Below are 26,983 nucleotides of genomic sequence, written 5' to 3' on the forward strand. Positions count from 1 at the left end.
GCGTCACAATTGACAATCAGTCGAAAACATTCTCCGGCGGTTCCGGTGGATCCGGCTCCGCGATTTGTTCGGGTGGCGGGAATGCCCGCGCCAGCACCGCCGCTTCCGTCTCGGCATGGAAGGTGAATATCTCACCGTCGGCGATGACTTCCAGCGTCACCGGCTGGCCCGGTTCGATCGCGTAAAGCGTCAAACCCATGGCCGGGTGCGCGGCTCTGATCTCGTCGAAGGTCATTCGAAAACACTTTCGGGTTTCTTCGGCTGCGCGGGACGCCTTTTCGGCATGCCCCGCTCCAGCAGCTCCACGACCTTCCTGCTCTTCGGCATTTGGTCGAGATCGGCCAGCCTCTTGATTTGGGAGTGCAGGCTGGCCGGTATGCGGACGGCTACCATCTCGGTCTTTTCACCGTACTGCTTGTATTCGGTCTTTGGCTTGCGGGGCATGGCGTCTCCGGTTCGGTGAAGTTATCGGAGCCTCGCCTCCTGGGAACGGTGGACTGGTTCAAGTCCGGCCTCCTGGAGGTCGCAATCGAGGTCTGCGAAACGGCTTGGTGGTGGTGGTTCATCTTTGTCTCTCCTGTTGTTGATCGTCTTGGTTGGCGGGAGGTGCGCGCACGCGCTGCGGTCTACATGATAGCCTCCTGTGTCTGGTCGTCTTTCTCATTCTTACAGTACAAATGTATGTCGGTTGGTAGGCTACGTCAAGCCCCACATGCGACATTATTTTCACTCCTTCCTGTACCTCTTTCCCCGCCACCCGCCCGCAGAGAGCGGCATGCCTGCACCCCATTCCGGCAGCTCGCAGATCAGCTTTTCAAAGAAAGCCAGATCGCCGAAGCCCCGCGGCACTTCGCACACCATTTCATCGTAGACATGGGCGATGATCGGGTACCCGGCTGCTTCGGCCTTCCACATGCCGTTGACCAGGAAGTCCCGCTCGATACCCATGACGGTGTTCTGGAACGCGAGCCCGCCGTAGAGCCCGAACCGTGTCAGCTTTCGCGTGGTTGCGTTGACGCCGATCACGGTCGCCTTGGGTGATGTCTCGCCCTCGATCTTGATAAGGCCTTTGACAGCGCCCCGCTCGGCCAGATCGCGATCCATGACTTCAGACGGCAACCATTCGCCGCCCGGTCCTTTGGCGCAAGCCCAAACCTGATCTTTCAACCTCGGCGATCCGTAGGCAATGCAGCGGCCGCTTGGCAGCCGGCACCAGAGGAAGCCCATGCGCACGATGTAGGCGCACTTGAAGACGTGAACGACGGTGCCGGGGTTTTGGACCGCTTCGCGGATCGCCCTTTCGATGGCGTGCCAGGCGCCTGCAATGGCCGGGTTCGTGGCGCGCCAGCCGATCTTGATGATCTCACAGGCTATCCACGCCTCGCGCGTCAGCACGTCGGTCTTGGCGTCTCCCGTGAGCACGCATTTCTCGTATCGCTTGACGGCCTTCTCCCGCCGGTCCTCTTCCGCCGCCGCCCACACCGGCTCATAGAGCGAGCCGAGATCAACGTGGTAGCCCTGCGCCATCGTATGGAAGGCCGAAACCCCACCGCCGAAGCCGAGCGCCAACTCGGCGACCTTGCCGACCGACTGCCGCAGCGGGTGCTTCTTGGTGATGACATCGGTCGACATGTTCATGATGCCGGCGGCGGTGCGTCGATACATATCCGGCAATGACGGATCGGTCAGGATCTCGTGCAGCGCCGCGAGCTTCCATTCCTCGTTAGGTAACCACGCCGCGATCGCGCCTTGAATGCCGGAGTAGTCGGCCTGCAGAAGGTCGTGACCGGGTGCTGCCGTGATGAAACCGCGGATGGCGTCTGAGATCAGGTGCAGCGGCCTGCCTAGTACGTCGCCATACATGAACCGCAGCAGATCCGGGTCTTCCTGCCTGATTGCTTCGAACAAGGTCGGAAGATCAGGATGAGCGTCGTCGAACTCCCGGCGCGGGCGCGGCATGTTGGTGAAGTTCACGCCTACGGACACCCATCGCCCAGGCCCGGTCGCAGCGAACAGGAACGAGCCCCGCACCCGCCCGTCAGAGCTGGCGCGGTTCAGCATGGCTCGGAGCTTGGCGACCGAAGTCTTTGCCGCTTCCTGCCGGATCTCCAGCGCCCGGCGTACATGCTCGGGTAGATCGTTCGTCGACAGCAAGTCCTCGATCTCGGGCATGGCGGCGCTCCCCATGGCGATGCCTTGGGAGTTTACCCACTCCACCAGCTTGCCCGGTTGCGTCGTCGACGGAACGTATCCGCCCGTCACCAGCCTCAACTCGCGGTCAAGCAGCTTCTTGGCCTTCTCCGCCAGCGCAAGGGCCGACCGCGCCGAGCGCCTATCGATGCGGATGCCGCGATCGCTGATCTTCTGATCCAGCACCCACAAGGCTTGCTCTTCGCTGGACAACGGCACCATGCGGCGGTCAGCCGCGGCCTCGGTCAACACGTCGACATCGCAATAATCATGAAACCGTTCGAAGTCCTCGGGGAACTCGTGCGGCTCGTTGAAATAGATGCCGTTCGGGTCTTCCCCTTTACGCGCCCGGCGCGGTATTGAGAATTTGCGGATCAGCGCTGCGCCGGCCTTGTCCTTCTGGATCGGCAGGCCGAGCACTGACCCGACACCTTCCAGATCGCGCGGCAAGGACATGGCCGCAGCCGTGGCGGCCGTGCACCTGCATTGCTCCAGGTGCAGCACCGGCCACCCATAGCGCGGCGTCAGGATCTTCTGCCACAGTCCGCGCTCGAATGAGTTGTTGTGCGCCGACACGGTGCCGCCTGCTTCGACGTGATGGCGGATATCGTCAGGGCATGGCTCGGGCGGGCGCCACCGCTTCACCGTCTTGCCGTCGAAGGTATAGGAGGCCATCAGCGGTTGCGTGAGCGGGTGATCGAAATAGTTCGCCGATCCATGCTTGCGAAGATCGACCGGGCTTCTCGTTTCGAAGTCGATTTCCAAGCCCTTCACTTGCTCGACCTCTTGCGCTTGAGCGCCTGCCACGGTATCGGCACCGGCTTCGGCGGCCTCTCGCCGCGGTCATTGACGATCGCCGAGGTGATGCCGGGCTTGTCGTCCAGTACCGTGATCAGCGAGCCCTTCTTCATGACGAACCAGTTGCCGTCGATCCATGCGCCGGTCGAGCACACCGAAGCCATCGGCTGCGCCAGCGCCTTCAGCTCGGTCCGGTAGGCTTCCATGTCGAGCCCCTTGGCCCGTTCGAGCCAGCGCACCAGCGCGTGGTCTGTGATGTGTGCGTGTTTCATCCGAAAACCCCCGGTCCGTCTCGCTCAGTCGAACACGTTCGGCGTCGAGCCAGCTTTCGATGAAGCCTTGCGCCGCGTCCGCGACGATGGCGTTGCCATAGCCTTTGAGCATGCCGGTGCGAGATCGGCCTTCGTAGGCGCTGCCAGATCCCAACTTGAAGGCAGCCCCATCAACCAGCGGGAATGAGCCGGGTTCAACTGGCCGCCACTTTCCATCCCGGCAGAACAGCCAATCAGCATCTCGCCAGAAGCCGTTAACCGGGCCGGTTGTGGGTTGTCCTTGAGCCAGTTCACTTCGTCCGTCAGATTGACCGCATGGCCACCCGCTATCCGCTTCTCCGGGTCTTGCCCGTTCCCGCGCAAGCTGTTCGGGCTGCCTGCTGTTGGTGTGCGCCACCCTGACATCGCTGCTGCTGCCATGTCCTGCGGTGTGCCCTTGCGTGCTGTCGGCCAACCAGACAGCGCCACCGTCTTCCTGCTGCTGTCGTTGTTGCCTGCCGCATTGTTGCCGTTCTGCGCTGGCGTCCCGGCCATCGGCGTCGGCCAGCCCGCCACACCCGCTTGTCTGCCCAACTGGTCCAGCCGCGAGCGCACCGACCCGTCCGGGTTCACTCCGGTCGTCGCCATGCCCGGCGTGTCCTTCCAGTCGCGCGTCGTCGTCGCCCAACCAGCCAGTTGAGCTGCCGTCTGAATGTTCAGCCCGCCATCCCGCCCGGAGCTTCCCGGCCCGGTCGTGCTGTTCGCTGTGGGGGTCGGCCAGCTTTTCCGCGCACCACCAGAGCCGGTGTCTTTCGTGCGGCGCCCCGAAGCCCGCAGCAGGGGCAACAGCCGCCCCGCAGGCGTAGCCCAGTCCTTCCAGGTCAGCTTGTACAAGGTCGAGCCAGCCAAGGCCGTCCTTGCTTCCAACCTGCTCGCCAAAGAGGATTGCAGGCTGGCACTGTGCGATGAGATGGAGCCCAAAGGGCCATAGGTGCCGCTCGTCAGCAAACCCGCCTCCTTTGCCTGCCGCGGAGAAAGGCTGGCAAGGGAAACTGGCGGTCCAGACTGGACGGGCGTCAGGCCATCCGGCGCGGCGCAGCCCGTAGCTCCAGACGCCGATACCGGCGCAGAGATGGACCTGGGTGTATCGTTCAAGCTCGGAGGGCGTGACATCTAGCAGGCTCCTTTCGTCAACATCACCCGGCGCAATCAGCCCGGCGGAAATCAGGTTGCGCAGCCACTGTGCTGCGTGCGGGTCAAATTCTGAATAGTAAGCGGCCATCGTCAAGCGCCACTCTTTACAAAAGCGTTAAGCGCAGCCGTGACCGTCTCGGCGTCGTCGCGGTCCCTGCACAAGGCCACCGCCCTGGCGGACGGTTTCTCATAAGACCCTACCGCTCCGCGCTTGGCGTCGAAAACGCGAAATAGCGCTCTGGGGCTGTCAGGCGTTTCATAGGAATAACGTTCCATCAGTCAAACACTCCCATTTCGGATTTGCGCTCTGGCTCCAGAGCGACGTTTAACGCGGCCACCGGATCGGCGTGGCAGCCGACACCCCACGGACCGCCCTCGCGGCCCCGGTACTTGGCTATGGCTTGCCACCCACCGATGCTTTCGCGCAGTTGAAGATCAACGAGGCCGCGCGAAACGGCCTCGTTGATTGCAGCCTCGAGGCTCACCCGAACACCCCTGTCTGGCGAGGCGCGATGTCTCTGCCCCGCCCCTTCTTGACGGCAGCAACCAGACAGGTGATCTGGAATTTGGCGTCATCCAGTGCGTCGTGATGCGTACCGGTTCGCCCCATCGTGCGCGGGTCCAGATCGAACAGGTGCAGAGCCGTCCGCAGATCGCGCACGTTCCAAAACTTCCAGGGTGGGGTGACTTCCAGCTTCCGGCAGACGGCCTCCCACAACGTCACGTCGAAGGTTGAGCCGTTGCCCCACACGAACTCGGCGCCCGTGCGCATGAACCACGAGTGGAACATCTGCGCGGCTTCCGTCACCGGCTTGCGATCCGCCATGATCTTGGCCTGCGCGGCTTCCGATTGCTTTGCCCACCACTGATGCGTGGCGGGGTCTTCAATGAGGCCTATTTCCCGGCAGCTCGCCGCCGAGATGTTTTGCTTGAAGGTCTTCCCGATGGCGCCATTCAGATCAAACTGAGCAGCACCAATCGAGATGACAGAGGAACCAGGCTTGGTCCCGAGCGTTTCGAGGTCGAGCATTATGTGCTTCATCCGAACACTCCGAGCGCGCTGGCGTAGGTGTCGCGGAGCGCTTCGCGTTCGGATCGCTCGTCCTTGTCCATCTTGAGAAGCTTCAGCATCTCGGCGAGGGTCTTCGTGTCGTAGCCCGCAGCCTTGGCTTCACCCTTCACGTCCTTGATGTCGTCAGCGAGGGTTTGCTTCTCTTCTTCGAGGCGCTGGATGCGCTCGACAAAGGATCTCAACTGGTCGCGTGCGACCCGGTGCGCGTCGCTGTTGTGGCCGACGCCGGCCTCTTCGGTAGTGGTCATAGGTGGCTCCAATACTTTCTAGTGTTGATGTGGGAGATAGTCGAAGCGCAGACGTTAAATTGGTCAGCGATGTCGTTCTGGGTCAGCCCCGCACTCAAAAGTTCTCGTATGCGCAGAACCTCGCTATCGCGGAGCCGGGATCTACCGTTTCGGGCGCCCTTCGGAGCCCGACCGTGCTTTTCTCGGTCTGCGTGGTTTTCTTTGCAGGTCACCCAACGAAGGTTTTCAGGCGTGTTATTCGTGCGTGTCCCATCAGCATGGGCGACCTGCGCCCCTTCAAAGGGCTTAGGCCCTAAAAACGCCGCCGCCACGTACTGGTGTGCTTTCTTGTGAAACCGCTCACCGCCGTAGCGGATAGCCAAATGCAGGTATCCGTCCTTCCTGAGCCTAGGGGCCAGCAAATTACCCGTCTCCGTATTTCGAAACCGCCCAAGCGAGCTGACGTGCACTGTTGGTGCGCAAGGAATTGGGTGCCAAATTTCAGCCATGGAAAATACCTCCGGTAAATGACACACGGCTATTTGTAAGCCGTGTGTCAAGCTTGACTATAGACAGAACCTAACCGAAAAGTCCGCCCGCGCCCTCGCCGCCCTGCGTTTCTTCGGGCGCTTCGCCAGTGTCTTCGATCTTTTCGTACCACTTCTCGGGGTCAATACTGCCGGATCCGCCAAGGCGTTCACCCTCGCCGGTCTTCTGGAAGTACTGGATACCGAACGAGACACCGTCGCCGTTCTCGACATTGTTCCAGCAGAAGCCGTTGATCACTGCGAAGCCTTCGCAGCCGCTATAGACCTCTTCGGGAGTAGCCGGAATATTCGGGTCCAGGTAACGGACAACCGGAGGCCTGTCTTCGTTGGCGGAAACACGGATGAAGAATACGCCTTCACCCATGCCCGGGTGCAGCTCGCCGGTCTCCTTGTTGCGGGCTTCCTTTCCGTCGCCAGCGAGGAACGGCGACTTGATCAGGCCCTTCTTGGCGCGTTCAAGCCCTTTCTCGCCCCACTGCTCGACGATCAGCGCGCCGACCTTCTTTTCCAACGCGGGCCGGTCCTTGTTTTTGAAGATCAGCGTGCAGCCGTACTTGATCTTGCCGCCCTTCTGTTGGCGGGGCTTGAACAGATCCTGCGCGAAGCTGACGATGCAGGGTGGGGTTTTGAAATCTTCAGTGCGTGCGAACTTGGCAGCCATGATTATTCTCCTGTCTCACTGTTTGGTTCAAAGTATTTTGCTGCCGTCGACGGTGCCGGCGGTCGCGATGTTTTCGCTTCCGAAACGAGATTTGTTCCAGTCACGGGTCGTTCCACAAAGGGCTCGATCAGAGCCTTCCGTTTTGCTCCGAGCAGCTTGTCGGCCTTGGCCGGGCTGATCGGTTTGCGGTCGTAGACCTGGTCTTCCGAGAAGCCCTGCTCCATCAGCTCGACAAGCGCCACGTCGGCGTCGATCCAGCGGCGGTTGCCGATCTTCTCGGATAGCTGCCAGCCGGGAATGGTGGTTCCCATCTCGGCCTGCGTATGGGCGTAGGCGCGGACGGCCTTCACCCAATCTTCGAGCATCGGCAGCATGTCGAGCGTCTCGGCGATCTTCTCCGGTGACATCTCGTTTGGCATGTTGCCGATGCGGGGCTGGTTCATGTCGTCGAACCAGACCGATGCAACGCTGAGAGCGTCCCGGCGCAGCGCCGGGCAAGTCCCTTCAACGGGGCAGAACGTGCATTTGCCGGGCTGCAGCCATTCGGCCACCCACTCGTCCATCAACACGCTGTTGCCCTTGGCCGTCTCGTAGGCGTCCATTGCAGCTTTTGACTTGTGCATGGATTTCAGGAGATCGGCCGTCCAGGCGATCAGATCGGCGACGTGAAACGTCTCCGAACGTATGCGCCCATCCTTATGTGGCGCGCGGGGCTGAGCGATCGTCACAGTGACCGTTTCAACGTCCAGCTCCGGATGCGCCAACACTGCGCCGAGCCCGTAGGTCCGGAGCTGCGGGTTGTCCTTCACATCGACGACGCCCATGCCGTTCTTGAGATCGACGACTTCGAGCACTTTGCAGACAGGGTAGTAGACGACGAAGTCACCCGTGCCCCCGGCATCGAATGGCGGGCCCAACTCGGCGAGTGAGAACTTCTCTTCGATCCAGAAGATGGCGTCGCCGCCGAACTCACCCTCGTACCCGGAGAGGCAGCCGCGGCAGTAGTCGATGTATTCCTGCGCCGAGTTGGCCAGTTCTTCGTCGATCTCGATCTCGTGAGACTTGGTCTTCTCGATCTTGCCGATGAAGCTGTCAGCATCAGCGCCGGAGCGCAGACACTTCTCCGAGATCTGGTGGGCCGCCGTTCCACGGGCGGAATGGATTGTCTCCTTGTCCGGTGTGTTGGCGTCCAGCGCCAGGGCAAGAGCGCCCGGGCAGTGGACATTGCGCGCGGTTGCCGATGCCGCCCACGAAGCATGTTCGCGTTCTCCGTGGTCAACCATTATTCAGCGCCGCGCTTGAACGGGTCTTTCTGGATGGCTTCGTCGATGGCCGCGACGACCTTGCCGTAGCCATCAGCCGGAACGTGGCTGATCTTGGTGATGCCGGCGCCGAACAGCATGCCGAAGATTTTGGGGCAGTCTTCCATCGTGAACGGCATGTTCGCCGGGTCGGTGTTCTGCCCGTCGAACTCCAGCGCATAGCGCTTCATCGCCGCCACAGCGTCTTCCTTGGTGGCAGTCGGAGTTTCCGCTGCAGCCTTGGTTTCGGTCTTGGCACCGGCAACCGCCGCGTTGACCCGCTCGACAGCAGCCGGAATGTCGGCTTCGTCGATATCGGTGATGCCGCGGCCGATCAGCCCGCCTTCTTCGACCAGCTTGACGGCTTCGGCCATGCCGAACTTCTTCTGATACGCGCCCATGGCGCGGCGAAGCTGGTCAATCGGTGCAAGACCGGTGCTTTCAGTTTCAGCCGCCTCGTCCGCAGCATCTGCTGCTTCGGTCTCGGCGTCGTCTTCAGGGCCAACCCGGTTCTCGCCGGTCGAGATGGCCGGTTTGCTGGCAGCCGCAGCAGCGTCGGCGGCATCAGCCGCTTCGTCTTCCGCGATCTCTTCCTTGGTCCTGCGCTTGCGGCCTTCAGAAGGCTTGCCGCGCTCGCGGGTCGGGGCTTCTTGCTTCGTGTCTGCGAAAACATTTCCGCCCGGCTCGGCTACAGGAACCTCGAAGCCAGTATCAACGACGACGCCGTCTTCCTTCTGCTCCGGGGTCTCGTCAGCGTCCTTTGCGGTAACTGGTGCTTCACCCTTATCCGACGTGCGGCCCCGGTAGAAGCCGAGCGCAGCCATGGACCGCGCCAGGTAGTCGGATGCGTCTCCGGTTTGCACGGATTTCTCCGGAACCTCGATGTGAATATTAATGCTCATTTGGTCAAAACCTCTCGTATTGCTGTCCACAGACGCATCAGCGAAGCCTGCAACGCCTCGTCTATGGACCCTTGAAGAACGCAGACTTTCACGACGGCATTGCGCCGTTGCTCGTGATTGGTGATCCGCAGCGACATCTGCTTCATGGAGCGGGGCGAGAAGGACGCCTCGACGAACCAGAGCACCGCAGCCGCGGATAAATCGATTGCTTCGCCGGCGGCTTCGATCTGCGCCAGAAAGACGCGCGGGCCTTTCGGATCAGAGAACGCTTCGACGTTTTTCTGTCGCATGTCGGCTGACGTTGCGCCGTCAATTCCGACAACGCCGAACTGCGAAAGCCCTTCCATCAGGATCTTGCCCACGTCCCGATGCCAGTAGGCCAGAACGATGCGGTCGAGGCCGCAGTCAAATTCTTCCTTCACTGCAGCGATCACGGCGGCGGCCTTGATCTCTCCGGTGATCCGCCGCAGCGGTCCAAGGTGCATGTCGAGTTCTTTGGTCTTGCCGTCCTTGACCGCTTCCAGGATGGCTTTCTGGTCGAGGTTGGCGTCTGCAGCGCGCCGTTGCGTCTCGCTTACGATCAGCGGCAGTGTGTCGTAAGAAGGTGGCCGGATACCAACGTCGGCTTGCGTCCGTAGCAGAATGAAGCCTTTGATCCGCTCGCGCAGCTCCGGCAGGTTCTGGCCGCCGATGACCACCTTGATCCGGTTGAACTGCGACAGCTTCTTCATCCGGACCACGCAATAGCGGTGCAGGAAGTCGTCATGCTCCATGACGCAGGGCCACCCCTTGGCGGCATTGCTCAGAAGCCTCTCGGGCGCCAGCGCGCGCAGCCTGGGGTACATGTCGTCGGGGCTGTGCGGTATTGGCGTCCCGGTCAGCGGCCACACCCTGGCGGCTTTGCTGTAAAGCGCAGTGGCGTGGTCCAGGGTCGCGCCGCCATCAACGAGCTTGCCGTAAAGTGACTGCGTGCGCTTGGCCGTGAAATTCTTGGCGAAGTGGTCTTCGTCGGAAATCACCAGATCCCACTTGCGGGCCAGTAACTGAGCCATGACGCGCGGGTTGACCAACGAGGGCCAGCCGACAATGACCGTATCGGCAGTGACCGGCTTCTTGGTGTTCATGATGGCTTGCACGTCGCGGTCGAACACCGACCAGTCCGAGAAACCCTTGAGCCAGACGCCCCGACCGGATGCCGTCGTGATGACCAGGATCGAGGTCGCCATGATGTAATCGGCGGCCATGATGGCGGTGCCGGTTTTTCCACAACGGGGCTCGTCTGCCAGCAGCGCGTGATTGCGCGAAGCCAGAAAATGGGCGCCCGAAAGCTGTGTTGGAAATGGGATCATCCGAAGACCCCCAGATCAACTTTCCCGAGCCGGTGTTCGGCGATCGCGAAGTACCCCGGGTCATTCTCGATGCCTATGAAATTTCGGCCTGTGTTGCGGCAGGCGACGCCGGTTGTGCCACTCCCCATGGTGAAGTCGAGAACCGTGTTACCCTCGTTGGTGTAGGTGCGGATCAGGTATTCCATCAGGGCTACCGGCTTTTGGGTTGGATGGTGCCTGCCACCATTGGTCCCGTCGTTATTCACCACGTCGAAGGGCAGCACGGAAACCGGATACCTGTCCGTCTTGCCGCTTGGGTACTCTGTCGGAACCTGCGCACCATAGACCGGCGTGAACTTGGTTCGGCGAGCCCCATTGGACGGGATGGACTGCCACATCTGTGGATTGTAGGTAGGTGTGCCATCGCAGAAAACAACGATGTCCTCGTGGCTGGTGAGGTGCCTGCGTTTTGCGTTCAAATGGCCGCTAGGCTTGTTCTTCCGCCACACTAGCGTCTGGTGATGCGCCGCCGGGTTACTCATAACCAGCGCCGACGTGAACGGCTGCGAAGCAGTGAATACCGCGACGCCGCCCCTCCGCAATAAGCGGCCCACCTGAGCCCACATAGGCTCGAGAGGGACTACCGTATCCCATTTGCAGGCGGTCGTGCCGTAGGGTGGGTCGCACAGCACCATGTCGACGCCGCCCGCGGCGAGCGTAGGCATGATCTCAAGGCAGTCGCCACGGTGTAGCTGAAATGGCGTCATGGTCGTCACGGTGGCTCTCCGGCCAAGCTGTTTCATCTGGTTCTGTCAAGCGTCACTGTTTACAAATGCTACAAAAAGGTCAAGCGAAATTCTTCCGCAACCGAAGCGTCTGCGTACTCGGCGACTTCAAGCCCGCAATTCTTGGCGAGAGCCAGTTCGGCGCTCACTCCGAGCGAGACCTGCCAGCCCGGCAGCAGCACGATCGTGTCTGCTTCGTTACAGATATAGGCGCAGTATGCCGCAAAGGCCTGGCGCAACGGGAACGTCCCGTGCGGCCCGTCGTGCGGGAACTCAGCCGGGTTGTGGACCTCGTGGCCTGCTGCGCGCAGCTCACCAGCCACCCGTGTAAACAGATCGTAGTTGCTGCCTGGGTAGCCTTTCATGGGGCCGCTGAGATATATCTTGCGCTTCACCGGCTCCTTAGTCGTCTCCGGGTGCGCACCCTTCCGCATCTCACTCAGCCGGGCTTTGAACTCGGCGTCAGTCTCGCCGGTAACGCGCTCGGCGCCTGCGACAATACGCGCGAGGGCTTCCGCATGCCGCATCTTCGCTCTTTCCACTTGGCTAGGTATCATCCGAATACTCCTTCAGTTTGCAGCTCCGAGACCGTCGCAATGAAGGCCGGAGCTTCGTGGTAAAATTTGACGGTCCGCAGGTCGACTATCTGGCTGTCGTCTTCCCACACGATGAGGTTGAGCGCGTCGAGCATCTTGGCGAAGTTGTCGGCGTCGGGCTTCTTCGTCGGGCGGATCAATCCCGCCAGCGCGTCGGCCTTCCATTTCTTCGGTTTGCTCTTCGGGATCGGCATGCGGATCTCGACGTGGACTTCAAGCGGCCCGGTCAGCAGCGGCCGGCCCGCCATCGCGACTTGCGCAGCATGGGCCAGACGGCTCTCGTAGTTGACGGTGCGCTCCGGTGTGTAGGTGTGGCCGGTTGCCTTGGCGAACCGCACCCTGCCTTTCGCCAGCGGCGCACCGGCCAGATTTACGGTAAGGCGCATGATCGGAGACCCTTCCGGGCAACCCGTGCATGTGGCGGGATTGATGCGAGCAGTTTTGCGCACCTTTCGCTGATCTGCTCGCTGTCGGTATGCATCGCCACGACCTCGACTTCATCAGCCAATTCTGCCAGACGCCCACGATCGAAGGGCCGCGGGGCGCTGCTCAGCACGCGCTTAATGTCACGCGAGAGCTTCCAGAAATGGGCGCTTTCAATCCCACAATCCAGGGTGTTCGATTTCAGCGATAGCATCAGTTCTTCTCCCAGTACTTGGTCAATCGTATCGGCGCACCACGCTCCATCTCAAGGATGCAGAGCAGTTCGGCCAGGCGCTCTCCTGCAACGCTGCCACGCTGGAACCACTTGGCAATTGCCGACGCGGAGGCCGGCTTGGCACCATAGGCATGCAGAAGGCTTTCAACCTTGGGTATGCCGCCAAATTCGTCAATGAGGAACTTCTTCGTGTCGAACATGATCGCAGTCTGTAAAGTGTTTGTCGCCTGTTTGTCGTATATAAGAGGACAGATTGTCCGGTGTCAAGCGGCGAAAACAACAAAAAAGACAAAATGTCTTGCAAGTGCATTGTATGTCGCCTATTAATGTAAACCGACATACACTTTCCGGAAAGGAGACAAATCTGATGGCATCAAATAACCGGACGCACATAGTGAACGACCGGGCTAAAGACGAAGATACGACCACACCCAAGTTCCTCACCAAGGAAGAGTTCGGGCGTCGTCTCTACCGCATGATGATCGCGAAAGGCTGGCGTCAGTCCGATCTTGCCCGCGCCGCAGACATGCCGCGCTACTCTATCTCGACCTACATTCGAGGCCAGTCGTTCCCGACAGCGCAGAGCGTCAAGAAACTGGCCGAAGCGTTGGGCGTGGAGCCGGAGCGGGTACTGCCGAATATCAACCACGGGGCGATCCGGGAGGACGCGCCGAGCTTCGCGATCAAGTCGAGCCCGGGCAACCCGGAGCGTGCCTGGCTGACGGTCGACCGCGAAGTCAGCTTCGACGTTGCGGCGAAGATCGCCGGGCTGCTGAACACCGATGCTTCTAACTGAGGCCGAAGTCGCAGAGCGGCTTCGGTGCTCGGTTGAGAAGGTGAAACGCCTTCGGCTCTCCGGCAAGCTGGCCTATCACAGGGGCCGCCCCGTGACGATCGACGAAGACGACCTCAAATCCTATCTGGAGACGACCAAATGTCTGGCTCAGCCCCCTACCTCAAGAAAGCCAAAAACGGAAAAATCTACGTCCACTGGACAGAAAACCGGGTTGGAAAGCGCATCAGCACGGGCACGTCGGATCTGGCTGAGGCGAAAGCTTTCTTCGGCCAATGGCTCCTGATGGAGTACGCCGCGCCGGAAGACACCCGCGGCGTCGGCCTCACCCTTGCGGACGTGTGGTCGGTCTACGAGGCCAAGCACGTCTTGCCGAAGCTCGCAGGTCAGTACAACGCGAAGCTGGCGTGGAAGCAGATGCAGCCCCATTTCGGCGCATTGCCTGCGTCGGGTTTGTCGCAAGTCGCGATAGACAATTACCTCGAAAAGCGAATTTCCGGCAAACTCGGGCGTAAGGTCAAGCCGCAGACCGTGACGAAAGAGGTGTCTTACCTGGTGGCCGCCGTGCGCTTTTGCGCTGACCAGCGCCGCGGGTTGATCGATCCTTCCTGCATTCGCAAGGTGACGCTGCCGGAAGCCGGCGAGCCCCGCGACCGGTGGCTGCGCACTGACGAGATCCAGAAGCTGCTCGACGCTGCCGCACGGTTGCGCCGCGGCGATCGGTTGACCCGGCCCGAGCGCTTCTTGTGGCTGGCGCTCGAGACAGCAGGTCGGAAGCAGGCCTTGCTCGATCTGACATGGGACCGGGTTGACTTCGAGACGAACGTGATCGTGCTCGACGTACCGGGGCGCCGCAAGACCAAGAAGCTGCGCGCCACGGTGCCGATCTCGAAAGCGCTGCGCCCGATCATGGAGCGCGCCTTTGCCGAGCGGCAGAACAACCTGGTGCTGGACAACAAGGGGGCCGTATGGGCGCCGATCCAGCGCGTTGTCATAGAAGCTGGCCTGGCGGGCAAGCAGCAGAAGCCGGCACCGGGCACGAAGCCCAAGTCCACCGGCATCTCGCCGCACGTTCTGCGCCACACGGCGGCCACCCACATGGCGCGGCGCGGTGTGCCGCTTTGGGTGATCGCCAAGGTTCTAGGAAATTCCATCCGAATGGTGGAAAAGGTCTACGCAAAGCACTGCCCCGACGATTTGCGAGAGGCCGTTGATCTGATCTCAGGCGGGGTTTTGGAGATGTCATCATGACGCACTCAGTTGAACGCGACGAAGTCACTGACGAATTTTACCGGCAGGCAGGGGTCGACCCCGACGAGGCCAACAGCGCCAAGTACGCTTTCGCTTACGCGAAGGTGCAGCAGAAACTGCTCGACATGGTTCGCGCCGGCGGCGACCCTAAGTCGCTGCGCGTCGAAACTGTCAACGGTAGCCCGCGCGTGGCTATGGAGATGGCATCGTGATCGATGTTTTATGAGACGAAAAAGTGGGTAGCTTCCTTGCAAGTCGCTGCCCACTTTGCAAGTCATTTTGTCACCCGACAAACCACATACACCCTACAAACTAGACAGAAAACCCCACGATTGTGCGAAACCCTGTCAACCGACACCCTACAGAATAAGCGACAACCGTATTGACATTGTAGGGGTCACAGGTTCAATCCCTGTTACGCCCACCATCCTTTCACAGTCATGCAGCCATTAACGTGATGGCCTCACGGGCAGCAAGCTCGTCGAGCATACGCTGTGAGCATTCTCGTTATTCATTCGTCTGGCCGGTAACCCGGTGAGGTATTTCGGTATCGTTGCATGAACTGCGACCGCTATTGCGGCCTGACCCGGGATCGGGATCGATCCACCTCGACATGTCAGCATGAACGCAGGCTACACTCAGGGTTCAATAGCGAGCACCGCTACACTCACGGTGTAATGGCAAGCACCCGGTACTGCGCTCAGAAACGTAGAGACGGGCAACAGGGGTCGGGTCTCCAGGTCATCAGCGGTGTTGGCGGTGGTCGAAACTTCCGGACATCGAGCCACGCGGCTCAGGCCACACGCCGCCAGGATTCCTCGCGGACAAACTCCATCAGCTGTTCAGACGACATCGGGCGTGCCAGCGCGTAGCCTTGCAGTGTATCGCAACCGAGGTCACGCAAGATCGCTGCATGCTCCATGGTCTCGACGCCTTCAGCAATGATCTTGATGCCCAGTGAGCGTCCGATATCGATGATCGAGGCAACCAGCCGCCGCCTGCTCTCGGACTCGACAATCGGCAGGATCAAGCTTCGGTCGATCTTCAGCCGCGTCGGACGAACATGGATGAGGCTGACGATTGAAGCATAGCCGGTGCCGAAATCATCGATCTCGATCTCGATACCCCGCCGCTTGAGCTTTTCGATGTTGGCGACAATTGTGTCGTTGTTCTCATCAAGAAAAATCGATTCGAGAAGTTCGAACGACAGCGTGCCTTCTTCAATCACCATCCCGTCAAGGCTGTCGAGCAAATCCGGTTCATAGAGCCTGCCCGCCGATACATTGACCGACATTTTCGGGATCGAAATGCCGGCCGCTTTCCAGCGTGTCGACTGCCAAAGGGTCTGCTCGAGAATCGAGCGATCTATCAGCGGCACGACATTGAGTTCATCAGCGGTCTTGAGGAAGGCGTCGGGAGCCAGTGTTCCCTCGCGGGGATGTTGCCAGCGTGCCAGCGCCTCGACTCCAATGACATCAAGCGTCACGGCATCGAATTGCGGCTGGAAGTAGGGTAGGAACTCCTTCCGTTCGAGACCGTTCAGAATATCGTCTGCGATCCGCTTGTTGCGCACAACCTCGGCCTTCAACGCATCATTGAAGAACTCGTATCGGTTTCGGCCGTTGCTCTTGGCGCGGTAGAGCGCAATGTCGGCGTCAATCAGCAGCCGCTTGGTGCTGTCTGGTTCCATTGAATTTGCAATGGCAATGCCGATGCTGACACCAAACCGGCACTCGTGACCTTCATAGGGAACCGGTTGGCGCATATGCTCAATGATCCGGCTTGCAAGCGCCTCCAGTTGCGCCGTACCTGCATCCGTAGTGGTGGCTATGACGAATTCATCACCGCCGATGCGGGCGATGAAATCACCCTGGCGTGTGTGGGCTTTCAGGATCGACGCAGCATGGATCAACATCGCGTCACCGGCTGCATGACCGAGCGTGTCGTTGATCTGTTTGAAGCGGTCGAGATCGATATGCAGCAGCGCGGTAACGTTTGCCCCGTCGTCCTTGCCAAGAAGCTGCTCGTCGAGATATCGCCGGTTCGGCAGTCCCGTCAGGCTGTCATGCAACGAATTCCGTTCCATCTGGGCCCGCGCATCCTCAAGCTCATTGTTGCGAACCTCCGCGTTCTGCATCGCCGCCAGCAGATGCGTCTTCAACTGGACGTCCGTTGAAACGTCCCAGTTGACGCCGAGAATATAGCGCTGGCGACCCTCATCTTCATGAACCGCGCCAATGGCCCGGATCCAGCGTATCTCACCCTTGCGGGTGAGAACTCGAAACTCGGATTTGTACGTTGCGCCGGTTGCAACGGCTTGTTTGAAATCAGCCTCGGCCTGAGTAACGTCCTCAGGGAGAAGTGCGGCCTTCCAGTGATCCAGATTCAAAACCTCGACATCATCGGCAATATCGTAGAGTTCCCGCATGCGCTCATCCCAAGACAACTCCCAGGTATCGACATTGAGCTCCCAGATACCGATTCTCGATGTGTTCAGCGCAAGTTTCAGCCGCTGTTGCAGTCTCTGCATCTCAGCGCCGCGCCGGTTCAGTTCACGAACATGCTCCCGCCGCTGATCATACAGGTAACCGGCAATCGAGATTGGCAGAATGACAAGCAGACCGCCAAGCAGGATGAGATATCTGATTTGCCAGGCATTCGCCGGCGTATCCGACCATCCACCCCGAGGTGTCGCGGCCAATTGCCAGCTGCCACTCGGCAGTGAAACCTCGGCCAACACCGGATCATGGTCGAGAGCCTCGGCGTTTCCGAAGAACGCCTCGCCGTCGCCACCAGTCGCATCCACACCGCGGATTACGACGTTGAGGGGCAGGTCCGGACTATTGAGCCCGCTATCCGCATATAAACGGTCCACATCAACAACCGCGGAGACCAGCCCCCACAATCTCCCCCTGCCGGACTGGATCTCGTAGAATACCGGGAACCGGCCAATGAATCCCTTGCCGCCTTGCAACAGATCGACTGGGCCGGCCAGCACCATTTCGCGGGAATCCACAGCCCTGAGCGCCGCATCGCGTTGTGCATCATTGGTACGGTAATCGAGCCCGACGGCTTTCTCGTTACCCTTTAAGGGATACATCAGACTGATAACCAGATCGGGCGCGGCGGCGATACTGCGCAATTGCGAGTGAGTGCCCATCAAGTTGCCGGCAATTTTCGCAAAATGTTGTTGGTCGATATCAGGTTCGGTCGCAATCACGGCGACCAGTCCGCGTACCAACTGGATATTGCTGTTGATGTTACCTTCGAGCTTGGCGCGTATGATCCCGAGCTGTTCGCCCACTTCAGCACGGGCGCGCTGGTGGTGCATGGCGTTATTCTGGATTTCGGCAAAAATACCGGCAACAAGTGTAACGACAAGTGCAATACCCGCCGCGAGATAGCTCGGGCGCCAATACTTTTGCCCGCTATTCAGGCTCAGCTTGGGAATTGCAATCATGGGTACTCCCGCCAGAACGAAGACTCCTCGAAACCACTGCGCCCAGTGGTTGCGAACGGAGTTATTGCGGGCAACTTAGGCCGAAAACCTGTAACAATTATCTAAATTTCGGACTCATGTTGATTGATCAGCTGGGTAAATTGCCAATGCGGTCTCATCGCCTTTCCCTATCGGCATAACCTCAAGCGCTGCACCAGTTGGCCCACATGAGGCCGTCCCGATGACAGGATTAGCGCCAACGCTGCCAAGCACCGCGCCAGGATTAAATTGAGAATTCGCCCCCGAAGGCGTTGCGACAGTGAACGCGGCGCCCGAAATCCCACCTGCGAGACGCCGCACTTCTTCCTCGCTCATCAGCACCGCGGCTGTCGAAAGGCCGTCGGCGACAGCCGCCAGTCGGTGTACCACGCTGACACGGCTCCAGTTGCTGGCAGCCGGCTCACCGGTCCGGGGATTGAGAATATGGCCGGACTGGCCTTCCCCGATCAGTGTCCCTCGGGGACTCGAGGTCGCAACCGCCTGGTCGCGCAAGCGGATCGATGTGCGGGCGGCGTCATCTTCATGTTCGGCCAACCCCACTTCCCAGCCATCGCCTGACGGAGACGCACCGACCGCGGCAATCTCGCCCACCGAGACAAGCCCCGCCTCAAGGCCTTGAGACTTGAGAAGGGCGACGACCTTATCGGTAATAAAACCCTGGGCGATGCCGTTGAAGGTCAGAGCTGCGCCCGGCCTGAGGCGGATCCGCCCCGCAGAGACCTCCACCTTGTCCCAACCGACCACAGCGCGGGCGGCCTTCAATGCGCTTTTGTCAACCACACCGTCGCCGCGTGCATAGGCTGACCACAGCGGCTGGATGGTGGGATCAAACAGCCCGTCACTAACCGCGTGGATGGATGACACATGCGAACACAGTTCCAACAGATCGGCGCTCGGTCCATCGAGCATGCCTGTCGCGTTGAGCCGGACCAGCGCGCTATCGTCGCGATAAAGGCTGAACAGTTGCTCAAGACGCTCGATCTCCGCCCGCGCCAAGACAATAAGACTCTCGGCCTCCTGCGCAGGCAAACCGACCAATCGAAGGTCAGCGTGAGCACCGAGCGCAACGCCTTGCCAGCGCGCGCCCATATTGGCAGCACCTGCCGTGCCCGCCGTCAGCAGACAGCCCGCAGTGATGGTAATGAAGCGACGACGGGTCAGGCTCATTGGATTGCTCCTGTAATCAGATTGGCTGGGTCATCATCGAGCCCAGTAGGACCAAGCACATAGGCGTCGGGAATTTCGGCCAATTGAACCACCGTGCCGCCGTTTTCATCCGCAAACACGTTGGCAGCAACCTCGGTGCCAAATGGAATCACCTCCGGTGTTCCCATGCCGCCGGTCTTGCGCGAACCGATCACGAACCAGGCCTGGCTGGCATCAATCCAGGTATCCTCTTCCGGAAAGGCCCAGTTCTTCGCCTTAGCCATGTCGTTGACATAGACAACGACCGCCTCGGAAAGCTCTTCGGGCGACCGGATATAGGCGATGCCGTCACGCACCTGGCTGAACCAGATCGGATGCGGGTTGTTGGCCAGAAAGATCTGCGCCTTGGGCCCGGTGTGTTCCAGCACGGTCATGTTGCAATAATGACCGACGGCTTCCTCCGACAGCGCCACCGGCTGCGGCACCGCCACCTCGGCCTGCTCTTCGCTGCAGGCGGAGATCGAGATCATCACCATGACAAGAGCGATCGGTTTGAGAGCAATCTTCATGGCCGAATCCTGTGCATCACCATTGTTGAGAGACCCAGCGCCAGCATCGCCCAGGCCACGGGGCTAATCATCACCGCGAGGCCGGAAAGCGGCGTGGCCGATCCCATGTCGCCACCCAGATTGCTGCCCATGGCGGCCGCATCGATCGCGTTCATGTTGTAAAGCCTGAATGCATCGGCCGGGTTGAGTACCAGCAGCCAGGGAAACAGGGTTCGCGCAAAAACGCCGTCCTGGCTCGCCAGAAGACCGCCGAGCAGTGCCAGATCATACAGCACCACCGCAAACAGCCAGATTGCGACGGCCAGTGCGGCGGCGGTACCGGTTTGCCGTACACTGGCGCTGGCGATGTAGCCGATGGCAATAAAGGTCGCACCCAGCACAATGCTGCTGGCGATAAGCCGGGCAACATCGACAAGTGCGCTCCAATCGCCGCCGCCACCTGCGTAAAAAGCGACAAGACCGGCGATGCCATAGCCGATGACCACGGCAATGCTCAACACCGTTACATGGCCGATAAATTTACCCAGCAGCACCGTGCCCCGCGAGACCGGGCTCGCCAGCACCAGTTGCAAGGTGCCGCGATCGATCTCGCCGGCAATGGCGTCAAACGACAGCAACAGTGCGATCAGCGGCACCAGATAGACCGACAAGGTCGACAGGCTGGCAACCACCACGGTAACCGCATTGGTCTTGATCTCGCCGGTCGGGGCGCTGCCGATAAGCACCAGAATAAGCGCAAAAACTAGCAAGATCAGCGATGACAGGATGATCCAGCGGTTGCGCAGGCCAATCCGGATTTCGGTCGCAGCAATAGTCGAGATGCCGTGCATCACGCAGCACTCCCTGGTTGGGGCCAATGTCGGATTTGGAGAAATACCGATAGATCTCATCCAGCGACGGCGGCGTCACATCCACATCTTCCACCCGTGCTCCAAGGTCATTGATCTTTGACAGCGCGGCCATCTTGCCGTTTCTCGGACACATGATCTCCACCGAAGCACCGTTGACGCGCTTGCCGCCAATCCGCTCAAACACTTCGTCAAGCGCGTTTGCGGCGGCGCGAACCCGGATCCGGATCGGCAGATCCGCCTCCGCCTGCAGCGTCGACAGCGGCCCATTGGCCACCAGCTCGCCCTTGCGCAGAATGGCGACGCGGTCGGTTTTGGCTTCAAGTTCGCTCAGGCCGTGCGACGACAGCAGCACCGAGCCACCATTGCCGGCGACCTCGGCGATCAGCTCATAGAAGTGCTGCCGCGAAATCGGGTCGAGACCCGAGGTCGGCTCGTCAAGCAACAACAGTCCAGGCCGCCCGACCAGCGCCTGCGCCAGGCCGAGGCGCTGGCGCATGCCCTTCGAATAGGTTTCCACCCGCCGGTCGGCTGCTTCAACCAGATCGACCTTCTTCAACACATCCTGCACCGCATCCGATGCTGCGCCCTTGAGGCTCGCATAGAAGCGAACGATTTCCCTGCCGGTCAGCATTTTCGGAAACGCCACCTGTTCCGGCAGATAGGAGACCACACGCCGCGCGGCATCGCTACCGGGGGCGTGGTCGGCGATCGAAAGCGTACCGCTGGTGGGTTTGATGAACCCCAGCACAATGCGGAACAATGTGGTCTTGCCGGCGCCATTGTGCCCCAGCAACGCCACTTGTTCTCCGGGCGCCACGTCGATGCTGACATTGGTCAAGGCGGTTACAGCCTTGAACTTCATGCAGACATCACGAGCCTTGAGGACCTCGCTCATTGCCGGGCTGCCTTCCAGTTGCGTGCCGTTTCCGGCAGGTCATGCGGTTTCATCAGCGGCTTGTCGTCGACAATTCCGCCCGGCAGCAACGCCGGAAATTCACTCTGCGCCCAGCGCACAAGCTGTACTGCGGGGCTGCCAAGCAGCAGTTTGGCCGAAGGCTGGGTCCACAATACCCGATCCATCGCATCATTGGGCCGGAACGCCTGGTCGGCGATGCCATCCCCGTTGACGTCATAGGCAGCGTGATCGCTCCAGTAATTGCCCGACCAGGTGTGATCCTTGGTGCTGACAAACTTGATCTGGGTGCGATTGCCGACAAAGGCATTGCCTGTAATCGCATTGCGTGCCGAGCCACCGGTAAAGTGAATGCCGATTTCGCAACCTTCGATGCGGTTGTCTTTGATCAGGTTCTTGTTGGCGTTGTAGACAAACAGGCATTTTTCGCCGCCGCCGACAACGGCATTGCCCTCGATCACCGCATTATTGGCATAGTTGAGCATGATCCCGTGATCACGATCATCAAGCGAGATGTTGTCGCGCATGGTCACGCGCTTTGAAAACATGATGGCGTAACCAAGATGGTTGCCAATCGAGACGTTGCCGGAAACGTCGCTGTCATCGGCATTCATGTAGTGAATGGCAAAACGTAGCTTTTCGAAGCGATTGTTTGTGAAGGTATTCTTGCGGCTGGTATTGACGAAAATGCCATCCCTGCCCTGGCGGATCGTGTTGCCGGTCACCTTGGCGCCCGGTGCGTTCCAGACATAGACGCCGTTGCCGCGCCGGTTCATCAGCCTGTCGTCGCCGCCAATGATGGTATTGCCTTCGACAAGCGCATCGCGTGCGCCATGGATGTCGACACCATAGAGATTGTCTTCGATCTGATTGTTGCGAACGATGGCACGGAGAGCTTTCTTGGTCATCTGCACGCCGCTGTCGATGGTCTGGTGCGAGCGACCCGAGCTTGTCAGGGTCAAACCTTCGATAATCACGTCCGGTGCATCAATGGTGATCACCGAGCCGGTGCCCGTGCCAACCACATGCGCCTTGCCTTGGCCGTCGATTTCAAGCGCCTTCGTCAGGACAAGGCCACCCTGATAGGTCCCTGCTTCCAAAAGCAGACGGTCGCCCGGCTGGGCCAGTTCGACCGCCCGCACCAGTGCATCCGGACCCGGCTCGACGCGGAGATCGGCGGCGTGCGCCATCCCCGCGAGGAGCGTGGTTCCAAGCAGCACTGCAAATGTGCGGGCGGTCAGGTTCATGGTCGGTTAGCCTCAGGCCTTGCGTGGTTCGACAAGCATGCGTCCGCGCATTTCCATGTGCAGGGCATGGCAGAACCACTGGCAGTAGAACCAGTGAACGCCTGGACGGTTCGCCGTGAATGTGACCGACGCGGTCGCCTGTGGCGCCACTTCCATCGCAACGCCGTAGTTGGATATGGAGAACCCGTGGGTCACGTCATCCACATCATCAAGGTTGGTCACATATACCGTGACTTCCTGTCCCTGCTTGACCGTGAATTTCTCAAGGCCGAACTGCGGGGCAACCGAGGTCATGTAGACGCGCACCTTGTCGCCGTCCTCGATGACAACGTCATCATATTCGAGGTCGACTCCATCGGCTTTCGCCTGGGCAACGGCATCGGCAAACATCGTATCGTCGCGCGACCAGACATTGACCGGGTTGACGATGTCCGCACGCACCAAACAGACGTCATGTGGTTCGGCAAAGGTCGGTCCATCGTGTACCACCTTCATCTCATCGGTCGAGATATCGATGATCTGTTCGTTTTCCGGCTTCAGCGGACCAACATTGAGGAACCGGTCCTTGGAGAACTTGTTGAGCGAGATCAGCCACGCACCGTCCGCCTCCTTGGTTTCACCCATGGTGGTGTGGTTGTGGCCCGGCTGATAATGCACATCGACCTTGGAGACGATCGGATCGACATCCTCACCGGCGAAGGCGCGGATAGCCTTGGCGATATCCCACTTCACCATCTGGCTGTCGAGGAACAGCGTCGTGTAGGCAAAGCCCTTGCCATCGAACGCGGTGTGAAGCGGCCCAAGTCCGAGTTCCGGTTCGGCAACGATGCAAGACCGCGGATCAGCGTCTTCTTCGAACAGTGCATCGACCTTGGTCACATCAATCACCGAAACCGTCGGCGACAATTTGCCGTTGATCATGATGTGAACGCCATCAGGCGCGGTGTTGACGCCATGCGGGCTGTTGGGGATAGGAATGTAGCGGGTGTACTTCTTGTTCTGTCCCTTGCGGCCGTCGATGACCGGCACGCCGTTAAGCACCTGCACATCGCCGGCAGCAACGCCTTCTTCAATGGCCTTGATGTTGAACACCACCACATGGTCGAGTTCGCTCTCGGTCATTTCGGCAAGGTTCATGCCCATTTCCGAGTTGTAGCTGGTCGAGAAGGCGTACTTGCCCTGATAGTCGCAGTCGGTGTTGTCGAGGTTGCCCGACACGATGACCTGCCAGGATACCTTCATCTCGTCGCCGTCAATGGCGGTGAAGATATTCACGTACTGCGACGGGTCGTCCAGAATGGTGCCGTCATTGACCAGCGGTGCTTCATGCTCGCCATTGGCGAAGACGTAGCCGGTCCGCGGGAACTTCTGCGGCCGCATGCCGTGGATGTCCTGGGCATTCGGGATCTCGATGATCTTGTCGCATTTCATCACGTCGCAGCGGACGCGGGCGACGCGGGTGTTGGCCTTGTCCTGCATGAACAGATACCGACCGTCATAGGTGCCGTCGGTGAAAGACATATGCGGATGGTGAAGGTCACCATTGTCATAGGTCTTCATGCCCTTGGCGGCGAGAAACTCCTTGGTTTCTTCAGTCAGGCCTTCGGTGAGCACTTTCAGGCTCTCATTGGTCTGACCCCAGCCGGTGGCCGAGCAACGGTTGAACACCGGAACCCGCATCAACTCGCGCATTGAAGGGAAACCGAGAATGCGCATCTCGCCGGTCTGGCCCGAAGACCAGAAGCCGTAATAGGGGTCGAGCTCACCGGGTTCGAAGTGCAATTTCGGTGTCGCTGCATGCGCCTTGCTGACAAGCGCACCGCTCAGCAGGTTTGAGCCCATGCCCGATCCTGCGACAAAAGCTCCGCCGGCCGTGGCGGCCATGAGATTGCGCCGGGAAAGGCCTTTCCGTTTTGTTTCTTCACCTGACATTTGCTAGTTCCTTTCAGGTTGTTGACTGAGACGTCGTGGTCGTCCCCACAAGCGGCTGCCCTGATCCGCCGGATTTCGGCGACGTCGGACTCATATTGTTTTGCTTGAGGAATTTTTCGCGTTTGGTGGCTTTCTTGATGCACACCGGGCACTTGGTATCGCTCTGGTAGAGCACCTGGCAGTGCAGGCACTGCAGGCATTCGTTGGGGTTGATATTGCCTTCAGGATGGATCGCCTGGACCATGCACTCCTTGGCACAGCGCTGGCACGGATCACCGCATTCCTTGTAGCGCTTGAGCCAATCGAACATCCTCAGCCGCGCCGGGATCGCCAGTGCCGCACCGAGCGGGCACAGGTAACGGCAATAGAACCGCTCGATGAACAGGCCGGCGCCAAGCAGCACCACCACGAACAGGATGTAGGGCCAGCCGCGCTGGAATTTCAGGATGATCGCCGTCTTGAAGGGTTCAATCTCCGCATAGCGCTCGGCCATTTCCAGCGAATAGAGAGAGAGGCCGAACAGACCGAGGAAGATCATGTACTTGATCGGCCACAGCCGCTCATGCAGGCCCCAGGGAAGGGTGTATTGCGGGATTTTGAAAAAGCGGGCGATCTTGTTGGTCAGTTCCTGCAACGCACCAAACGGGCAGAGCCAGCCGCAGTACACACCGCGCCCCCAGAACAGCAGCGACGCCGCCACCGAGAACCAGAGGATGAAGACCAGCGGGTCCATCAGAAAGGCGTTCCACGAAAAGCCGGTCGTCACCGCCGAGAAGAACGCCAGCACATTGACCACCGACAATTGCCCATTGGCGTACCAGCCAAGGCCAACAAGCGTGAAAGTCAGGAAGCCGATGCGAAACCAGTAGGTAAAGCGCTCATACTTTGTCACCTGCATCTGAAAGAAGAACACTCCGGTCAGAAGGATGAGAGCGGCCACCAGCACAACCACTTCGACGCGTTTCTGAATCCAGATCCGCTTCCACAAATGGCTCAGTTCGCTGGTGTCGGAGACGGCCACATCGCTCTGGATCCGCGCGTTGTTGACCTCCGGAGCGGCGGCAGCCAGCTTTTCGGTGTAGCGATCGGGAATCCGGTAACCCAGATCGAAGGTGATGAACGCCTTGTCGATGGCGCCGACAGCACGCTGCACCAGCAATTGCAGGCGGAACGGCTCGGCCGGGTCAAATCCACTTTCGGCCTTGACCTTGAAGATATCAAGTTCGGTGAAGGATGGCGCATCTTCGGGCGCCAGCTTGCCAAGCCGTCTGTGCTGCTTGTCATGAAACCGAACGGCCGTATCGCCCTGGATCAGATGCATGCGATCAAAGATTCCGCCGCGAACATAGCCCGAGCCCTTGAAGGAGTATTTGCCGCGGCCAACCACCAGAATGGCCTGGTCGCCCTCGTCGAGCCACTCGAGCAGATTTGCGTATTCGCTGTCACCAAGCAGCGTGCGACCGATTTCAGGCGCGCTGACCAGCGCCATCTGCATGTCGATGAAGGTGGCGTCCGGGTCACCCTTTTCGGCACGCTTGATGGCGCGCGGATCGCCGGTTTCTTCAAACGCCGCATTGACCTGTCCGACGTCGAGCCGAAGGCTGCGGATGGAGCCGTCGCCAGCGAGTGTCTGCCAATCGGAAACCGGTATATCGTCACCCGCCGGCATGAGCAGTGCCTTGGTCGGGCCGCTGCTTGCCAGTTCCGGCTCGAGCGAACCGAGCCCCAGCGCGCGCGCCACTTTCAGGCCGGCGCGGACAATCGAATCGTCAATGACGATGATGGTCACAGTCGCGCCCGAGACAATGTCGAGATCATGCGCCGAACCGCCGGCTTCCGCCTCTGCGATAAGGTCGAGCCCGGCATATTTTTCCGTGACCGCTTTGATTTTCGCTTCGGGAATACCGACGAGCACGATCGGTTCGGAATGCTTGACCAGGCGGACACCCGTGACCTGCGCTTTCGGATCAACCCCCATCAGCGTGTGGATCGGCTTTCCCGAATAGCCGGTGGTCGTCACAAAGTCCGAAGTCAGGAACACATAGCCCAGAACCTGACCGTCCTTCAGCGCCTCAACCACGGGAATATCGCTGCGAAGCGGGCCATACTCGGTAGCGTCAGGGACGATCTCCCCGACACTGACTTCGTCCAGGAATTTCATGACCAGCGGCTCGGCCTGCGCGCCGCCCACGCCAAGCACCAGGCTGGTGATCAACGCGAACAATGAAATAATCCAACTATGGCCGCGGCCCGGTTTGCTCATCATGTTTC

27 protein-coding genes and 3 pseudogenes are annotated in these 26,983 nt (G+C 60.0%); 4 read left to right on the forward strand and 26 right to left on the reverse strand.

Annotation, left to right across the window (positions count from 1 at the left end; translation table 11 throughout):
- Window positions 1-16 precede the first annotated feature (16 nt).
- The 18 genes and pseudogenes from OEG84_RS11585 to OEG84_RS11665 all read right to left on the reverse strand — a co-directional run bounded on the left by OEG84_RS11585 (window position 17) and on the right by OEG84_RS11665 (window position 12,711).
- On the reverse strand, window positions 17-235 hold the full coding sequence (locus OEG84_RS11585; protein ID WP_267653906.1) for a hypothetical protein: 219 nt from the start codon (window positions 233-235) through the stop codon (window positions 17-19).
- On the reverse strand, window positions 232-444 hold the full coding sequence (locus OEG84_RS11590) for a hypothetical protein (RefSeq protein WP_267653907.1): 213 nt from the start codon (window positions 442-444) through the stop codon (window positions 232-234). The genes OEG84_RS11585 and OEG84_RS11590 overlap by 4 nt, the downstream gene beginning before the upstream one ends.
- A gap of 282 nt (window positions 445-726) precedes the next feature.
- On the reverse strand, window positions 727-2,997 hold the full coding sequence (locus tag OEG84_RS11595) for a DNA polymerase family A protein (RefSeq protein ID WP_267653908.1): 2,271 nt from the start codon (window positions 2,995-2,997) through the stop codon (window positions 727-729).
- On the reverse strand, window positions 2,961-3,260 hold the full coding sequence (locus tag OEG84_RS11600; RefSeq protein ID WP_267656313.1) for a hypothetical protein: 300 nt from the start codon (window positions 3,258-3,260) through the stop codon (window positions 2,961-2,963). Before OEG84_RS11600 ends, OEG84_RS11595 begins: the two co-directional genes overlap by 37 nt.
- Before the next feature lie 24 nt (window positions 3,261-3,284).
- Window positions 3,285-4,133, reverse strand: coding sequence for a hypothetical protein (locus OEG84_RS11605; protein ID WP_267656314.1), 849 nt, complete (start codon window positions 4,131-4,133; stop codon window positions 3,285-3,287).
- Window positions 4,090-4,521 (reverse strand): annotated as a pseudogene (locus OEG84_RS11610) (DNA cytosine methyltransferase); the annotation flags it as partial. The pseudogene OEG84_RS11610 and the gene OEG84_RS11605, both read right to left, overlap by 44 nt.
- A 187-nt stretch (window positions 4,522-4,708) precedes the next feature.
- On the reverse strand, window positions 4,709-4,918 hold the full coding sequence (locus OEG84_RS11615) for a hypothetical protein (RefSeq protein WP_267653909.1): 210 nt from the start codon (window positions 4,916-4,918) through the stop codon (window positions 4,709-4,711).
- Entirely contained in the window at window positions 4,915-5,463 is a 549-nt protein-coding gene (locus OEG84_RS11620; RefSeq protein WP_267653910.1) for a 3'-5' exonuclease, read from the reverse strand. The genes OEG84_RS11615 and OEG84_RS11620 overlap by 4 nt, the downstream gene beginning before the upstream one ends.
- A gap of 8 nt (window positions 5,464-5,471) precedes the next feature.
- Window positions 5,472-5,753 carry a DUF2312 domain-containing protein gene (locus OEG84_RS11625; protein ID WP_267653911.1) on the reverse strand — a complete coding sequence of 94 codons (282 nt, stop codon included), beginning with the start codon at window positions 5,751-5,753 and terminating at the stop codon, window positions 5,472-5,474.
- A complete protein-coding gene (locus tag OEG84_RS25515) occupies window positions 5,750-6,241 on the reverse strand; it encodes an HNH endonuclease (protein ID WP_425602843.1) in 492 nt (163 codons plus the stop codon). Before OEG84_RS25515 ends, OEG84_RS11625 begins: the two co-directional genes overlap by 4 nt.
- Window positions 6,242-6,311: 70 nt before the next feature.
- The gene (locus OEG84_RS11630) at window positions 6,312-6,941 is read right to left on the reverse strand and encodes an ssDNA-binding protein (protein WP_267653912.1); all 630 of its coding nucleotides are present in this window, start codon (window positions 6,939-6,941) and stop codon (window positions 6,312-6,314) included.
- Between the two features lie 2 nt (window positions 6,942-6,943).
- Window positions 6,944-8,224, reverse strand: coding sequence for a DUF2800 domain-containing protein (locus OEG84_RS11635; protein ID WP_267653913.1), 1,281 nt, complete (start codon window positions 8,222-8,224; stop codon window positions 6,944-6,946).
- Window positions 8,224-9,144 carry a hypothetical protein gene (locus OEG84_RS11640; protein WP_267653914.1) on the reverse strand — a complete coding sequence of 307 codons (921 nt, stop codon included), beginning with the start codon at window positions 9,142-9,144 and terminating at the stop codon, window positions 8,224-8,226. Before OEG84_RS11640 ends, OEG84_RS11635 begins: the two co-directional genes overlap by 1 nt.
- Window positions 9,141-10,493 carry an SNF2-related protein gene (locus OEG84_RS11645; RefSeq protein WP_267653915.1) on the reverse strand — a complete coding sequence of 451 codons (1,353 nt, stop codon included), beginning with the start codon at window positions 10,491-10,493 and terminating at the stop codon, window positions 9,141-9,143. Before OEG84_RS11645 ends, OEG84_RS11640 begins: the two co-directional genes overlap by 4 nt.
- The gene (locus tag OEG84_RS11650) at window positions 10,490-11,275 is read right to left on the reverse strand and encodes a DNA-methyltransferase (RefSeq protein WP_267653916.1); all 786 of its coding nucleotides are present in this window, start codon (window positions 11,273-11,275) and stop codon (window positions 10,490-10,492) included. Before OEG84_RS11650 ends, OEG84_RS11645 begins: the two co-directional genes overlap by 4 nt.
- A 32-nt stretch (window positions 11,276-11,307) precedes the next feature.
- On the reverse strand, window positions 11,308-11,814 hold the full coding sequence (locus tag OEG84_RS11655) for a DUF4406 domain-containing protein (RefSeq protein WP_267653917.1): 507 nt from the start codon (window positions 11,812-11,814) through the stop codon (window positions 11,308-11,310).
- On the reverse strand, window positions 11,811-12,239 hold the full coding sequence (locus OEG84_RS11660; protein ID WP_267653918.1) for a RusA family crossover junction endodeoxyribonuclease: 429 nt from the start codon (window positions 12,237-12,239) through the stop codon (window positions 11,811-11,813). The genes OEG84_RS11655 and OEG84_RS11660 overlap by 4 nt, the downstream gene beginning before the upstream one ends.
- A gap of 250 nt (window positions 12,240-12,489) precedes the next feature.
- Window positions 12,490-12,711 carry a hypothetical protein gene (locus OEG84_RS11665; protein WP_267653919.1) on the reverse strand — a complete coding sequence of 74 codons (222 nt, stop codon included), beginning with the start codon at window positions 12,709-12,711 and terminating at the stop codon, window positions 12,490-12,492.
- Between the two features lie 167 nt (window positions 12,712-12,878).
- Between OEG84_RS11665 and OEG84_RS11670 the strand changes: the two genes are divergently transcribed.
- The 4 genes and pseudogenes from OEG84_RS11670 (at window position 12,879) to OEG84_RS11685 (ending at window position 14,767) form a co-directional block, all read left to right on the forward strand.
- The gene (locus tag OEG84_RS11670) at window positions 12,879-13,307 is read left to right on the forward strand and encodes a helix-turn-helix domain-containing protein (RefSeq protein WP_267653920.1); all 429 of its coding nucleotides are present in this window, start codon (window positions 12,879-12,881) and stop codon (window positions 13,305-13,307) included.
- Window positions 13,294-13,380 (forward strand): annotated as a pseudogene (locus OEG84_RS11675) (helix-turn-helix domain-containing protein); the annotation flags it as partial. The gene OEG84_RS11670 and the pseudogene OEG84_RS11675, both read left to right, overlap by 14 nt.
- A gap of 65 nt (window positions 13,381-13,445) precedes the next feature.
- Window positions 13,446-14,555, forward strand: coding sequence for a tyrosine-type recombinase/integrase (locus tag OEG84_RS11680; RefSeq protein ID WP_267653921.1), 1,110 nt, complete (start codon window positions 13,446-13,448; stop codon window positions 14,553-14,555).
- Window positions 14,552-14,767: a hypothetical protein gene (locus OEG84_RS11685; RefSeq protein ID WP_267653922.1), complete on the forward strand. Its 216-nt coding sequence runs from the start codon at window positions 14,552-14,554 to the stop codon at window positions 14,765-14,767. Before OEG84_RS11680 ends, OEG84_RS11685 begins: the two co-directional genes overlap by 4 nt.
- Before the next feature lie 581 nt (window positions 14,768-15,348).
- Here the strand turns inward: OEG84_RS11685 and OEG84_RS11690 are convergent.
- The 8 genes and pseudogenes from OEG84_RS11690 to OEG84_RS11725 form a co-directional block, all read right to left on the reverse strand.
- Entirely contained in the window at window positions 15,349-18,015 is a 2,667-nt protein-coding gene (locus OEG84_RS11690; RefSeq protein ID WP_267653923.1) for a bifunctional diguanylate cyclase/phosphodiesterase, read from the reverse strand.
- A gap of 114 nt (window positions 18,016-18,129) precedes the next feature.
- On the reverse strand, window positions 18,130-19,221 hold the full coding sequence (locus OEG84_RS11695) for an FAD:protein FMN transferase (RefSeq protein ID WP_267653924.1): 1,092 nt from the start codon (window positions 19,219-19,221) through the stop codon (window positions 18,130-18,132).
- Window positions 19,218-19,769, reverse strand: a complete 552-nt coding sequence (locus OEG84_RS11700) for a nitrous oxide reductase accessory protein NosL (RefSeq protein ID WP_267653925.1) — start codon at window positions 19,767-19,769, stop codon at window positions 19,218-19,220. The genes OEG84_RS11695 and OEG84_RS11700 overlap by 4 nt, the downstream gene beginning before the upstream one ends.
- Window positions 19,766-20,659, reverse strand: a complete 894-nt coding sequence (locus OEG84_RS11705) for an ABC transporter permease (protein ID WP_267653926.1) — start codon at window positions 20,657-20,659, stop codon at window positions 19,766-19,768. Before OEG84_RS11705 ends, OEG84_RS11700 begins: the two co-directional genes overlap by 4 nt.
- Window positions 20,660-20,966: 307 nt before the next feature.
- Window positions 20,967-21,515 (reverse strand): annotated as a pseudogene (locus OEG84_RS11710) (ABC transporter ATP-binding protein); the annotation flags it as partial.
- Entirely contained in the window at window positions 21,512-22,780 is a 1,269-nt protein-coding gene (locus OEG84_RS11715; protein ID WP_267653927.1) for a nitrous oxide reductase family maturation protein NosD, read from the reverse strand. The pseudogene OEG84_RS11710 and the gene OEG84_RS11715, both read right to left, overlap by 4 nt.
- 12 nt (window positions 22,781-22,792) lie before the next feature.
- Window positions 22,793-24,712, reverse strand: coding sequence for a TAT-dependent nitrous-oxide reductase (gene nosZ / locus OEG84_RS11720; RefSeq protein ID WP_267653928.1), 1,920 nt, complete (start codon window positions 24,710-24,712; stop codon window positions 22,793-22,795).
- Window positions 24,713-24,725: 13 nt separating this feature from the next.
- Window positions 24,726-26,978 carry a NosR/NirI family protein gene (locus OEG84_RS11725; RefSeq protein ID WP_267653929.1) on the reverse strand — a complete coding sequence of 751 codons (2,253 nt, stop codon included), beginning with the start codon at window positions 26,976-26,978 and terminating at the stop codon, window positions 24,726-24,728.
- Window positions 26,979-26,983 lie beyond the last annotated feature (5 nt).

The sequence above is a fragment of the Hoeflea algicola genome (assembly GCF_026619415.1).
GTDB classification, from domain to species: Bacteria; Pseudomonadota; Alphaproteobacteria; order Rhizobiales; family Rhizobiaceae; genus Hoeflea; species Hoeflea algicola.

Bases quoted from the DNA above. Each gene is read 5' to 3' on its own strand.
- OEG84_RS11690 (WP_267653923.1), bottom strand. From the start codon at position 18,015: ATGATTGCAATTCCCAAGCTGAGCCTGAATAGCGGGCAAAAGTATTGG.
- OEG84_RS11660 (WP_267653918.1), bottom strand. From the start codon at position 12,239: ATGCGCCTTACCGTAAATCTGGCCGGTGCGCCGCTGGCGAAAGGCAGG.
- OEG84_RS11650 (WP_267653916.1), bottom strand. From the start codon at position 11,275: ATGAAACAGCTTGGCCGGAGAGCCACCGTGACGACCATGACGCCATTT.
- OEG84_RS25515 (WP_425602843.1), bottom strand. From the start codon at position 6,241: ATGGCTGAAATTTGGCACCCAATTCCTTGCGCACCAACAGTGCACGTC.
- OEG84_RS11665 (WP_267653919.1), bottom strand. From the start codon at position 12,711: ATGTTCGACACGAAGAAGTTCCTCATTGACGAATTTGGCGGCATACCC.
- OEG84_RS11585 (WP_267653906.1), bottom strand. From the start codon at position 235: ATGACCTTCGACGAGATCAGAGCCGCGCACCCGGCCATGGGTTTGACG.
- OEG84_RS11705 (WP_267653926.1), bottom strand. From the start codon at position 20,659: ATGAGATCTATCGGTATTTCTCCAAATCCGACATTGGCCCCAACCAGG.
- OEG84_RS11590 (WP_267653907.1), bottom strand. From the start codon at position 444: ATGCCCCGCAAGCCAAAGACCGAATACAAGCAGTACGGTGAAAAGACC.
- OEG84_RS11700 (WP_267653925.1), bottom strand. From the start codon at position 19,769: ATGAAGATTGCTCTCAAACCGATCGCTCTTGTCATGGTGATGATCTCG.
- OEG84_RS11670 (WP_267653920.1), top strand. From the start codon at position 12,879: ATGGCATCAAATAACCGGACGCACATAGTGAACGACCGGGCTAAAGAC.
- OEG84_RS11630 (WP_267653912.1), bottom strand. From the start codon at position 6,941: ATGGCTGCCAAGTTCGCACGCACTGAAGATTTCAAAACCCCACCCTGC.
- OEG84_RS11640 (WP_267653914.1), bottom strand. From the start codon at position 9,144: ATGAGCATTAATATTCACATCGAGGTTCCGGAGAAATCCGTGCAAACC.
- OEG84_RS11695 (WP_267653924.1), bottom strand. From the start codon at position 19,221: ATGAGCCTGACCCGTCGTCGCTTCATTACCATCACTGCGGGCTGTCTG.
- OEG84_RS11620 (WP_267653910.1), bottom strand. From the start codon at position 5,463: ATGCTCGACCTCGAAACGCTCGGGACCAAGCCTGGTTCCTCTGTCATC.
- OEG84_RS11685 (WP_267653922.1), top strand. From the start codon at position 14,552: ATGACGCACTCAGTTGAACGCGACGAAGTCACTGACGAATTTTACCGG.
- OEG84_RS11625 (WP_267653911.1), bottom strand. From the start codon at position 5,753: ATGACCACTACCGAAGAGGCCGGCGTCGGCCACAACAGCGACGCGCAC.
- OEG84_RS11680 (WP_267653921.1), top strand. From the start codon at position 13,446: ATGTCTGGCTCAGCCCCCTACCTCAAGAAAGCCAAAAACGGAAAAATC.
- nosZ (WP_267653928.1), bottom strand. From the start codon at position 24,712: ATGTCAGGTGAAGAAACAAAACGGAAAGGCCTTTCCCGGCGCAATCTC.
- OEG84_RS11725 (WP_267653929.1), bottom strand. From the start codon at position 26,978: ATGATGAGCAAACCGGGCCGCGGCCATAGTTGGATTATTTCATTGTTC.
- OEG84_RS11600 (WP_267656313.1), bottom strand. From the start codon at position 3,260: ATGAAACACGCACACATCACAGACCACGCGCTGGTGCGCTGGCTCGAA.
- OEG84_RS11645 (WP_267653915.1), bottom strand. From the start codon at position 10,493: ATGATCCCATTTCCAACACAGCTTTCGGGCGCCCATTTTCTGGCTTCG.
- OEG84_RS11635 (WP_267653913.1), bottom strand. From the start codon at position 8,224: ATGGTTGACCACGGAGAACGCGAACATGCTTCGTGGGCGGCATCGGCA.
- OEG84_RS11655 (WP_267653917.1), bottom strand. From the start codon at position 11,814: ATGATACCTAGCCAAGTGGAAAGAGCGAAGATGCGGCATGCGGAAGCC.
- OEG84_RS11715 (WP_267653927.1), bottom strand. From the start codon at position 22,780: ATGAACCTGACCGCCCGCACATTTGCAGTGCTGCTTGGAACCACGCTC.